General features: G+C 36.2%; 9 protein-coding genes. 4 read left to right on the top strand and 5 right to left on the bottom strand.

Features of this window, described 5'->3' with window-relative positions; genetic code table 11:
* Nucleotides 1-4 precede the first annotated feature (4 nt).
* Together VB798_RS16700 and VB798_RS16705 are read left to right on the top strand one after the other, a co-directional pair.
* Nucleotides 5-913 carry a S66 peptidase family protein gene (locus VB798_RS16700; protein ID WP_323260375.1) on the top strand — a complete coding sequence of 303 codons (909 nt, stop codon included), beginning with the start codon at nucleotides 5-7 and terminating at the stop codon, nucleotides 911-913.
* 138 nt (nucleotides 914-1051) lie between these two features.
* The gene (locus tag VB798_RS16705) at nucleotides 1052-2590 is read left to right on the top strand and encodes a YifB family Mg chelatase-like AAA ATPase (RefSeq protein ID WP_323260377.1); all 1539 of its coding nucleotides are present in this window, start codon (nucleotides 1052-1054) and stop codon (nucleotides 2588-2590) included.
* A gap of 84 nt (nucleotides 2591-2674) precedes the next feature.
* Here VB798_RS16705 and VB798_RS16710 read toward each other — a convergent pair whose 3' ends face one another.
* The 5 genes from VB798_RS16710 to gatB all read right to left on the bottom strand — a co-directional run bounded on the left by VB798_RS16710 (nucleotide 2675) and on the right by gatB (nucleotide 11028).
* Nucleotides 2675-3367, bottom strand: coding sequence for an alpha/beta family hydrolase (locus VB798_RS16710; protein ID WP_323260379.1), 693 nt, complete (start codon nucleotides 3365-3367; stop codon nucleotides 2675-2677).
* Nucleotides 3368-3468: 101 nt separating this feature from the next.
* A complete protein-coding gene (locus VB798_RS16715) occupies nucleotides 3469-6879 on the bottom strand; it encodes a transglutaminase family protein (protein WP_323260381.1) in 3411 nt (1136 codons plus the stop codon).
* A gap of 379 nt (nucleotides 6880-7258) precedes the next feature.
* Nucleotides 7259-8059 carry a pyrroline-5-carboxylate reductase gene (gene proC / locus VB798_RS16720; RefSeq protein WP_323260383.1) on the bottom strand — a complete coding sequence of 267 codons (801 nt, stop codon included), beginning with the start codon at nucleotides 8057-8059 and terminating at the stop codon, nucleotides 7259-7261.
* A gap of 154 nt (nucleotides 8060-8213) precedes the next feature.
* Nucleotides 8214-9353, bottom strand: a complete 1140-nt coding sequence (locus VB798_RS16725) for a TlpA disulfide reductase family protein (protein WP_323260385.1) — start codon at nucleotides 9351-9353, stop codon at nucleotides 8214-8216.
* A gap of 217 nt (nucleotides 9354-9570) precedes the next feature.
* Nucleotides 9571-11028: an Asp-tRNA(Asn)/Glu-tRNA(Gln) amidotransferase subunit GatB gene (gene gatB, locus VB798_RS16730; protein WP_323260386.1), complete on the bottom strand. Its 1458-nt coding sequence runs from the start codon at nucleotides 11026-11028 to the stop codon at nucleotides 9571-9573.
* Between the two features lie 306 nt (nucleotides 11029-11334).
* Here gatB and VB798_RS16735 point away from each other — a divergent pair, with 306 nt between their 5' ends.
* Together VB798_RS16735 and VB798_RS16740 are read left to right on the top strand one after the other, a co-directional pair.
* Entirely contained in the window at nucleotides 11335-11865 is a 531-nt protein-coding gene (locus tag VB798_RS16735) for an RNA polymerase sigma factor (protein WP_184130546.1), read from the top strand.
* A gap of 2 nt (nucleotides 11866-11867) precedes the next feature.
* The gene (locus VB798_RS16740) at nucleotides 11868-12503 is read left to right on the top strand and encodes a hypothetical protein (RefSeq protein WP_323260389.1); all 636 of its coding nucleotides are present in this window, start codon (nucleotides 11868-11870) and stop codon (nucleotides 12501-12503) included.
* Nucleotides 12504-12505 lie beyond the last annotated feature (2 nt).

Raw genomic sequence — 12505 nt, forward strand, 5'->3', positions numbered from 1 at the left:
TAAAATGATTCAACCAAAAGCATTACAAAAAGGAGACACCGTTGGCTTGGTAGCATTAGCCTGTAAAGTAGATTTTGATTTAATAAAACCTGCCATTGAAGTAATTGAAAATATTTGGGGATTGAACGTAGTATTGGGCACTTCGCTAACGAGCAAGTATCATCAATTTGCTGGAACAGATGAAATTCGTGCTAACGATTTTCAATTAATGTTGGACGACCCGAACATTAAAGCTATTATTTCTGCAAGAGGTGGCTATGGAAGTTCACGATTATTAGATACAATTGATTTCACAAACTTCATCCAAAACCCAAAATGGGTTACTGGTTTTTCAGATATTACAGCTGTACTTTGTCATATTCACACGCTTGGTATTGAAAGTATTCACTCGACCATGCTAAAATTATTTATGCAAGATGGCGGAGAATTTGCTTTAGAAACACTCAGAAAAGTACTTTTCGGAGAAGGTGTAAATTATAATATTCCCGCATATTCATTAAATAGAAAAGGAATTGCCAAAGGACAATTAGTGGGTGGAAACCTTGCCATACTTACTCATATCATAGGCTCAAACTCAGATATTGATACTGATGGAAAAATTCTATTTTTAGAAGACGTCGGCGAATACTTATACTCTATCGACCGCATGATGATTCAATTGAAACGTGCTGGGAAATTACAATCTTTAGCAGGTTTGATTGTCGGACATTTTTCTGATTTAGAAGACAATGAAGTACAGTTCGGAAAAAATGCTAATGAAATTATTCAAGATGCTGTGGCAGCATATAATTTCCCTGTTTGTTATGGTTTTCCTGTTGGACATGAACCAGAAAATTGGGCATTGCCTTGTGGAAGAGAAGTACGTTTAAGCGTTGAAGAAAATGGTGTTTGGTTGAGTGAAGGTTTAAAATAATATGAAGATATTTCATTGTAAAAATAGAGATAATCAATTGTTGTATTCAATACAAAGACTTTAGTCTTTTTTATAAATCTATCTTATCTTTGTTTCTTGTTATTTTGTTCAAACCAAGCGCCATAAACACAAAAATCTATGCTTGCAAAAACCTTCGGTAGTGCCGTTCATGGTGTTGATGCTACCATTATCACTGTTGAAGTGAGTGAAGGACAAGGACAGCATTTCTTTATCGTCGGACTTCCCGACGGGGCTGTCAAAGAATCTACTCATCGGGTAGAATCCGCTATTAAACAAACAGGCTTTTTCTTTCCTCGTACCAAAGTCGTTGTAAACCTTGCTCCTGCTGATATTCGGAAGGAAGGTTCTGCTTATGATTTACCAATTGCCTTAGGAATTATTCATGCTTCTGGACAAGCCAATTTGAAAAGCCTTGAAGACTACGTAATCATGGGGGAATTAGCCTTAGATGGTGCTTTACGTCCGATAAAAGGAGTATTGCCCATTGCGATTGAAGCCCGTAAAAAAGGCTTAAAAGGTTTTATTCTTCCTACAGAAAATGCTTCTGAAGCTTCTATTGTTAATAATCTTGATATTATCGGCGTCAATACTTTAGAAGAAGCTGTCGATTTTCTAAAAGGTACGTTAAAAATAGAGCCACTAGTTACCGATACTCGTGATATTTTCTTTAGTTCTCAGAACGATTATGATGCTGATTTTTCTCATGTTCAGGGACAAGAAAACATCAAAAGAGCTTTAGAAATTGCGGCGGCTGGTGGTCATAATGCCATTATGATTGGTCCGCCCGGTGCTGGCAAAACCATGTTAGCCAAAAGAATTCCTTCGATACTTCCTCCGCTTTCTTTGCAAGAAGCTTTAGAAACGACCAAAATCCATTCTGTAGCAGGGAAATTAGGCACAAAGGCAAGTTTGATTTCTACTCGTCCTTATCGTTCACCGCACCATACTATTTCAGATGCGGCTTTAGTAGGCGGAGGAGGTAATCCACAACCCGGAGAAATATCATTAGCGCATAATGGCGTATTGTTTTTGGATGAATTACCAGAGTTCAAACGTTCAGCTTTAGAAGTAATGCGTCAGCCTTTGGAAGAAAGAAAAGTATCTATTTCAAGAGCAAGATGGGCGGTTGAGTTTCCGTCAAGTTTTATGCTGATTGCTTCGATGAACCCTTGTCCATGTGGTTATTACAATCATCCTGAAAAAGAATGTGTTTGTGGACCGGGCGTAGTGCAGAAGTATCTCAACAAAATTTCAGGACCTTTATTGGATAGAATCGACTTGCACGTAGAAGTAACGCCAGTAAAATTTGAACAATTGTCATCTAACAGAAAATCGGAAAGTTCAGCAGCTATTCGAGAAAGAGTAATAAAAGCCAGAGAAATACAAACAATTCGTTTTAAAGACCATCCTGCGATTTACTCAAATGCCATGATGCCTTCGCAAATGGTAAAAGAAGTCTGCGAAATTAGTACTGCAGGCGTAGCTTTATTGAAAAGAGCGATGGAAAGATTACAATTATCAGCACGAGCTTACGACAGAATTTTAAGAGTAGCCCGCACGATTTCAGACTTGGCAGGCACAGAAGATATTCGCACAGAACACCTTGCCGAAGCCATACAATATAGAAGCTTGGATAGAGAGAACTGGGCGGGATGATGATGATTTAATATTCTTTTTTCATTTCATCAATCATTAGTAAATACATTTCATCGCTAATGATTATGAAATATTTGTATTAAACTATCCGATAGCGTTGTCAATTTGGTGATAGATTTCATTCCAAGTATTGGCATCAACATTAAAACTGTGGTCAGCATCAACAAAGTATAAACCAATATTCGGGCTAAATTTATACTTTTCTTTGATTTCACTACCTCCATATTCATCATTAATTCCTTGAATAATTAACATGGGTGTTTTTAGATGTTCTAAATGTAGATACCTTTCTGGCTCAACGCCATTATCTGGATTCTGGAAAGGATAACCTAAACAAATGATATGTTTGATTTTTAATTCATCCGCAATGAAAGAAGATACTCTTCCTCCCGAAGACCGTGAAATGATGACTACTTCGTTTTCAATACTTAGTTCTTGAATTCTTTTCTTTAATTTTTTACAACGCAGTTTTACTAAATCTTTTTCTTTTCGATTGAAGATTTGTTCATACAAATAGATAAAATAACTCCAATGTATGAGTGCGTAAAGAATCTGAGATAACCTAAGATTTAGCTTTTTAATGATTGCAGGAATATTTTTGTAATGACTTTCAATTAAGCGAAGTTTGTAAGTAAAACCTCCAGCAGGATCTTCCCAAACAATCTTATAATTTTTCTTTTTAGTATAATTTACTAAAACATGATTTAGTCCAGTGTCTTTTTGCCAATCGTCACGACCGGCAAATAAAAAGACTCTATTCTTTGACTTTTTTGACATTGGTATTAATAATAAAAATGGGTAAGGTTTTTTGGATTAACTCCGAAAACCTTCCCCAAATATTTTATTAATTACTCAGAAATACAAATCGTCTTGTTTGTTTATCTTCGCTTCCAATATTTTCTTAAATCTAAAGTATTTGGATACTCTGGATTTACTACTTCTATTGGCGTATCTGCTTTGAGTTCCTTTTTGTTTTCTGCCACAAATCTCGAAATCGTTGGAGTATTTCTGATTGGAATAGCTTCTTGCGTTTCGGCTGCATCTGGTGTATGTCCAAAACCCCAAAAACGGCTAATCATTCTCGATTCTGCTTCGTAACTGTTAATTGGATAAGTATCAAAACTTCTACCGCCAGGATGCGATACAAAGTACGTACAACCACCAATTACTTTATTATTCCAAGTATCTAAAATATCAAAAACCAAAGGTGCATCTGCTCCGATGGTTGGATGCAAAGCCGAAGGTGGATTCCAAGCTTTGTAACGAACTCCCGCTACAAATTCACTTTTTACACCTGTACTTCTTAATGGTACTCTGCAACCATTACAAGTTAAAATATGACGACCTTCAATAAAGCCCGTTACTTTTACTTGAATTTTTTCTAATGATGAATCCACAAATCTTGCTGTTCCTGAATTAGATAATTCTTCACCCAAAACGTGCCAAGGCTCAATTCCTGAACGGATTTCTAACTGTGTATTATCAACAGTAATACCGCCGTAATAAGGGAAACGGAATTCAAAGAAGGCATCAAACCATGAAATGTCAAATTTATAACCAGCATCTTTCAAATCGTTTACGACATCAATCATATCTAAGTACGCATAGTGCGGTAAAAGGAAACGGTCGTGTAGTTCTGTGCCCCAACGAATAAGTTTTTTCTTGTATGGTTCTTTCCAGAATTTCGCAATCAAAGCTCTAATCAATAGCGTCTGAACCAAACTCATGTGTTTATGAGGTGGCATATCGAACCCTCTGAATTCTAAAATTCCTAAACGACCCGTTGATGAATCTGGCGAATACATTTTATCAATACAGAATTCTGTACGGTGGGTATTACCAGTAACATCTACCAAAAGGTTTCTGAAAATTCTGTCAACCATCCAGAAAGGCACATTTTCACCTTCTGGAATTTGGTCGAAAGCAATTTCCATTTCGTAAAGTCGTTCTTCTCTGCCTTCGTCAAATCGTGGTGCTTGACTGGTTGGCCCGATAAATGGTCCCGAGAATAAATAACTTAATACAGGGTGATGTTGCCAATAAGTAATTAAACTTCGTAACAAATCTGGACGACGTAAAATCGGACTATCTTCTGGTTTTGCACCGCCAATCGTTACGTGGTTTCCGCCTCCAGTTCCTGTATGTTTGCCATCGACCATGAATTTTTCTGTACCCAAACGGGCATAGAAAGCTTCTTCGTACAAGGCACTGATGTTGTGTACTAACTCTTCCCAGTTTTTTGCTGGATGAATATTTACTTCAATTACACCCGGGTCAGGCGTAACATTTAGTTTTTCTAAACGATAATCTGATGGAGGTGGATAACCTTCTATACGAATTGGCATTTGAAGCTTTTCAGCCGTAGCTTCTACACAAGCCATCAAATCTAAATAATGCTCTAAATATTCTGTAGGAGGCAAGAAAACATAAAGAATACCTTCTCTTTCTTCAACAGATAAAGCAGTTGTAAAGGTTGGAATCTCGAAGATGATTTGCTTTTCGTTAGAATCCTCTTTTTCCTTATCAGTTGTTTTTTTCGCAGCGGGTAATTCATAATCTGGAGCAATATTTCCATAGCGATTTTGAACAGTTTCCCCAAATTCTCCTAATGAAGGCAAAAGTTCAAATGAACTTCGTTCAACAGGAAACTCCTTTTTATCATCCGATAAAGCTGGTAAAGAATCTAAAGGTAAACGATAACCAATGGGTGAATTCCCCGGAATTAAGTATAAATGGTTTCTTCTGAATGTCCAAGTACAACTTGTCCAAGTATCTGTTTGTCTATGCCACTTTAACGGAAAAACAAATCCTGTTGGATTATTCAAACCTTTTTCTAATAATTTCGTCAAAGTTCTTCTTTCAACAGAATCTTTGAGATTCATCGTCAAAGGGTCAATATTTACTGGTAATTTACCTTCTTCTAAAGCCCAATAAATAGGGTCTTCGTAGGCAGGAAGGATGTTACTTTGATTAATACCTAAAAACTTACTAAGTTCAAAAGTAAATGTTTCAGCATCTTGAAAGGTAAACTTCTGGTCGTTCTCTTTTGCTACTAAAGCATCATTTTTCCAAATGGTTTGTCCGTCTTTTCTCCAATAAAGTGCGTATTGCCAACGTGGAATCAATTCTCCCGGATACCATTTTCCCTGTCCGAAATGTAGTAATCCACCATGAGCAAAACGGTTTTTCAAGCGAAGTGCCAAGTCATAAGCCAATTTACGCTTCAATGTTCCATCAGCCGTAGAATTCCATTCTGGTGATTCAAAGTCATCTACCGAAACAAAAGTAGGCTCGCCACCCATCGTCATCCGAACGTCACCTTCTTGTAAGTCTTTTTCTACATCATAACCCACTTGCATGATATTATTCCATTGCTCGTCGGTATATGGCTTGGTTACTCTTGGGTCTTCATGAATTCTGGTAACATGGTTATCGAATTCAAAAGTAACATTACAAATATCTGTTGCTCCTGTTACTGGTGCGGCACTTACATAATCAGGCGTGCATGATAAAGGAATATGACCTTCACCAGCGAAAAGCCCAGAAGTCGGGTCTAGTCCAATCCAACCTGCACCCGGCACATACGCTTCTACCCAAGCGTGTAAATCTGTAAAATCGGCTACAGGCCCAGAAGGACCATCCAAAGATTTTATATCAGAAGTAAGTTGTACCAAATAACCCGATACAAATCTTGCTGCAATGCCGTGTTGTCTTAAAATTTGGACTAATAACCAAGATGAATCTCGACAAGAACCGCTTAAAGAAGTTAATGTTTCTTCACAGGTTTGTACACCCGTTTCCATCCTGATATTATAATGTAAACCATTAAATACTCTTTGGTTGAGATGAACTAAAAAATCAACGGTATTGATGTCGTAATGAACTCTGTTATTCTCAATCCAATTGATTAATTTTTCACCAGATTCTCTTTTTTCAAAATATGGACCTAACTCTCTTTTTAGCTGGTCGTCGTATTGAAAAGGGAATTTTTCAGCATATTCTTCTACAAAAAAATCAAAAGGGTTAATTACCTGTAATTTGGCAATAACCTCTACCTCCACGTGCAATTCTGTTGTTTTTTCAGGAAAAACCACTCTGGCTTGATAATTCCCAAATGGGTCTTGTTGCCAATTGATAAAATGATTTGCAGGAAAAATTTTGAATGAATATCCTTCAATCACCGTCCTTGAATGTGGTGCAGGACGTAATCTAAAAATGTGTGGCGATAGACTGACGCTTCTATCAAACTTGTATTTCGTCTTGTGAGAAATGGCAACTTTTATCGACATATAGATTGAATTTGAACGTTAGTTTAATGATTTATGTAAAAAAAGCGAAAATTAGTGTCAAAATAAAGGAGATAGTTGTAAAATTATATTTTTGCTTGAAATAGTTTATTTTATAGTGAAAGTAATTAAGCTGAGAATAGATTTTGGCTTCCTGATTTTAGGAATTGGATTTTCCTTATTGCCTTTTGGCTTCAAGATTTTGACTTAAAATGTTACTTTATGTTAAAAACGCTAAGTAAATCTGTAGTAAATCAAAGTGAAAGATATGAGGAAAATATTGAAGATTTGAGGAATTGTTTGGTGTAGTTTTTACTTTAAAAATTTAAAAGTCGGATTCCAAGATATTAAAACTTGAAATCCGACATCTGAAATTCTAACCCTATTTCGATAATTCCGTCGCTCTTTTTTGTGCCGCAAAAATACCTTCTTGTAAGTTTTGTGCTAAAAGTCCTTCTTCAAAACGTTTTAGAGCCGCTTCGGTTGTTCCTCCTTTTGAAGCCACCGCTTTGATTAATTCATCTAAACTTTTCTCTGCATTATTAATTAAATGGAATGAACCCAACATCGTTTGTTTTACCAACAAAGCAGACATCGACTCTTCAAAGCCCATTTGCTTTCCTGCTTCAATCATCGCTTTTACCAAATAGAAAAAGTAAGCTGGTCCACTACCACTCAAGGCTGTTACGGCATCCAAAAGACTTTCGTCTTCTAAGAAAACCGCTCTACCAGTTGAGTTAATCAGGTTTTCAATCTTTTTCAATTGACTCAAAGTAATATCTCCTGCTGCCGAGAAAGCTGTCATTCCCATTCCCAACAAAGCAGGTGTATTTGGCATTGCTCGCACTACCAAAGGATGATTGAGCGTACTGATTATTTTTTCAATAGAAATCCCAGCCATGATACTTAATATCAATTGTTTTGGCTGAATTACGGCACGCAATTCTTCTTGCAAAGACGGGAAATCTTGCGGTTTTACCGACAAAATGATTAAATCATATTCTCCGATTTTTGAAGAAATCGTATCAATAACTACTCCTGCTTTCTCCAGACGCAATGCTTCTGCACGTTCTGCATTTTTTTCGATAAGGAAAAGGTCTTCTTTTTTGACTAAATCATATTGGATGAACGACTTGGCAAATGCCATTCCCATATTTCCTGCTCCGATGATGGCTACTTTCATTTCAAAAAATTGATTGTGTGATAGAATTTCTGAGAAGTATTACTCAATATTCTGTTTTGATTGTTTGGAAGAACAAAATTACATGAAAAATCCCTGACAGTTTTATAAAAAATGTCAGGGATTGAAATATGCAGAATAATATTTTGAAAAATCTTTATTTTAGAATTTCTTCTAATTTTCTTTCAAGCTCTTCGCCTCTTAAGTTTTTAGCGATAATTTTCCCTTCTTTATCCAATAAAAAAGTAGCAGGAATGCCTTGTACACCATAAGCTACAGCAGCCGCTGAATTCCAATATTGTAAATCAGAAACGTGTTTCCAAATCAATCCATCTTTTTCGATGGCTTTCAACCAAGAATCTCTTTCTTGGTCAAGACTTACTGAAAAAATATCAAAATTTTTGTCTTTGAATTTGTTGTACATTCTTACAACATTTGGATTTTCTCTGCGACAAGGACCGCACCAAGATGCCCAAAAATCAAGTAATACATATTTTCCACGTAAAGACGATAAAGCTAATACTTTATCATCGGGGGTTTTCATTGCAATTTCTGGTGCTTCCGAACCTACATTTACTCCTTTCAAACGCATTACTTGTTGCAAGAAAGTTTTGATATGCACATTGGGCGAATTTCCTTTTTCTGTCTTAAATTTTTCGGCTACTTGCAATAAAGTTTCTGTATCATTTTCAGGATTCAAAAAGTTTCCAGCCGTCCACAATGCTACTAAATTCGTTCCCATTTCAGGAATCAATACTTTAATTTTATTGATATTTGCTTCTTGGGCAGCCTGAAATTCATTCTGAATTCTTTGAATAGTAGTATTATCATTTTTCGCTTGCGCCGCAGTTACCTGTATATTCCAAGATTCTACTTTGGTCTGTAATTCCTGACTAATTTTCAGAATGCGGTTGAAGTATTCAATGTTTTTTGAATTTCCTGTTAATTGAAAACTTCCTCTTTTCGCAGGCGTATCCATTCCATCTGCTACCAAATTGATATTTTCTCCACCTTCCAGAATCAATAGTACTTTTTGGCTAAGGTCCATTCCGAAGAAGTTCACTAAATAATATCCACCGCCATCAGGTATTTTACTGTTGAATTTGAATGATTTATCAGCAGCAACTTGGGCAGAATCTATCGTTATGGCAGTTCCACGACCATTAATTTCTTGAAGTAACACCTTTTTATCGGGTACAACATTCATTACTTTTCCTGTGATGACAACCGTTTTTGTCTGGGCAAAAGTGTAAATACTGACCAGTACGAATAAAACGATAAGTGATATTTTTTTCATGATTTGTGGATGAATTAAACATGTATTTATTTTTGATTTGTATTGATTTGAACGTAATCTCCTATTTTGAAAGACCTTACTTTTCTTTCCTTGATGAAAGAAAAGTAACAAAAGAAAATCAAGAAATTCCGAAACTCTCTCCGCTCAAACAGCGGAATTTCGAAAAATGCTGACGCACAAATTTTAGACAAATACAAGGAATCTAAAAACAAATCTGTTATAAATTTTCTAAGGTTTTTTGCAATAAAGCTGTGGTTACTTTAGGGTCTGCCGAACCTTTAGATTTCTTCATGATTTCACCCATGAACATACTTAAAAGTCCTTTCTTGCCATTTTTGTATTCTTTTACTTTGGCAGGATTATTGGCTAAAACCTCATCAACTAACGTTTGAAGTGTATCTGTATTGCTTTGTTGAATCAGATTCTTCGCTTCGGCAATTTGCAAAGGCGTTTTAGTATTATCAGCAATCATTCCAGGGAAAATCTGATGCGAAGCCGTTGAGTTACTTACTTTTCCATCATCAACCAATTGAATCAATTGTGCTAATTGTTCAGGAGTAATACTTAGCTGAGTAATGTCTAAATTATGGTCATTCAAATAAGATTTTACCGTTCCCATAATCCAGTTAGAAACAGCTTTGTAATGTTTTGTAAACTTACAAGTAGCTTCAAAGTATTCGGCAATTTCTCTTGAATCCGTTAAAACGTGTGCATCGTATTCTGGCAAACCATATTCTTTGGTAAATTTCGCTAAAAGCTCCCAAGGCAAAGCTGGCATTTGCGCTTTTACAGACGAAAGCCATTCTTCTGAAATCACTAAAGGCACAAGATCTGGCTCTGGGAAGTAACGATAATCATTCATTGATTCTTTCTCACGCATTCCTGAAGTACGTCCAGTGGCTGGGTCGAAACTGCGAGTTTCCTGAATAATTTTTTCGTTATTTTCTACCGCATCAATTTGTCTAACAATTTCATATTCAATGGCTTTCTGAATAAAACGCATTGAATTCATGTTTTTGATTTCAACTTTTGTACCGAAAACTTTACTTCCGACAGGCATCACAGAAATGTTTACATCGCAACGAAGTGAACCTTCTTCCATGTTTCCATCGCAAATGCCTAAGTAACGAACTAGTTTTCGTACTTCGGTCATAAACGTTGCGGCTTCTTCGGCAGATTTAATTTCTGGTTCAGTTACCATTTCAATTAATGGCGTTCCTGCACGATTATAATCTAATAAACTATCGCTTGAACCGTCGGTATGCAAAGATTTTCCTGCATCTTCTTCTAAGTGAATATGATGAAAACGAACAGTTTTTTCACCTGTAGAAAGCTTTACATGAACACCACCTCCCATACAGATAGGTGTTTTATCTTGAGTAATCTGATAGCCTTTTGGAAGATCTGGATAGAAATAATTTTTTCTATCAAAATATTGATTTTCAGTGATTTGAGAATTACACGCAATACCCATTCTCATCGCAAACTCAACAGCTCTTTTGTTTAATTTTGGTAAAGTACCAGGGTGTCCGAGTGTAATGGGCGAAATATGTGTGTTAGGTGAAGCACCGAATGAAGCAGCATCGGCCGCAAAAATTTTACTCTCAGTTTGTAACTGAGCGTGTACTTCTAAGCCGATTACGACTTCGTATTTGTCTCTTATTTCTTGATTCACAGAATGTAAAATTTCAAATTTTAGAATGCAAAGATAATAAAAAGCCAATAGTTAGTGGCTTTAGTGTTGATAAGTAAGTAAAGACACAGAAAAATATAATTTTTTTTGCAAGCTTTTCCAACTGTTTCTAACGTTTTAACGTCTTTGTAATGTAGCGGTTAGCTCTGTTGTTGTTCGATAAAATTATTCGTAGAGATAGGAACAATGACGACAGTTGGATGAGGTCTGGTGAAGACACCAGACTCGGGAAGGGAAAATCGCTAATTCACCATTACATAAGCCTCTTTAATTAAATTTTAATAGATTTTGGAAAACGAAGAACAGCTCATACAGGCCTGTCTGCAAAATGACCGAAACGCCCAACGAAAGCTATATAATGCTTACGCTGGTAGAATGTTGGTGGTCTGTGCTCGCTATACCCAAAATAAAGAAGAGGCTGAGGATGTATTACAAGAAGCATTTATTAAGATATTTCAAAATTTAAGTAAGTTCAGAGGAGAAAGTACCTTGGGTGCATGGATTAAGCGAATCGTTATCAATGTTGCCATCAATCATATTCGTGCGCAACAGCATTTTCAAGGAATGAGTGATGTACAAGAATACGAAAATCAATTTACTGATGGTTTAACAAGTATCGAAGGCATTCATTTCAAAGAATTAATTGAAATGATTCGCAAATTACCCAAAGGTTGTCAGTCGGTTTTTAACCTTTATGCCATAGAAGGTTATCAACACAAAGAAATCGCTGAAATGTTAAATATTACAGAAGGAACATCAAAGTCACAATATGCACGAGCTAAGGCCATTTTACAAAGTCAATTATCCGTAAATAGCTAATGATGAACGATTTTACAAATAATTCATTTGAGGAACAATGGCAAAACGCCTTTGACGATACTTCTTTGACTCCATCTGACGCCGTTTGGGATAAGATAGAGCAAGGATTAAGCGTTGATGCCACACCATCGTTGCCTCAAACACCCAAAAATACTTTCCCATTCTACTATTTAGGAAGTGCTTTAGTGGCATTGCTTGGTATAGGTTATTGGGTTTTTATTGCCAATACCAGCATTAGTAATGAAATTCAGCCTATTCTACAGGAGGAAATCAAGTTAGAAAAACAAACATTGTTGAAGAGTCCTGCACCTATCGTCAATGAAAAAATTGAGAAAAACATTCAACCTCTAGTCCCTGAATTACCCCTTAAAACAAAGACTCTTCCGATAGAATTATCGGAAGAGCAACCTTTAGAAATTGTAGAAGAAGAACCTTTAGAACGTACAAAACTTGCAGATTCTATTGAGCAATTAACACCTTTATCAACCAAAAGTGCTACTCGTGAATGGCAACAACCTAGCATTATTGCACCTGTCGAAGCAACGCCATATTATGAACCAACAAAACCAAAACCTCAGAAAAAGTCAATTTTTAAAAATGTAAAAGTATCAGTTGGAGTAGGAACCTATCAACAATAATT

Source organism: Arcicella lustrica (genome assembly GCF_034930985.1).
Lineage (GTDB): Bacteria > Bacteroidota > Bacteroidia > Cytophagales > Spirosomataceae > Arcicella > Arcicella lustrica.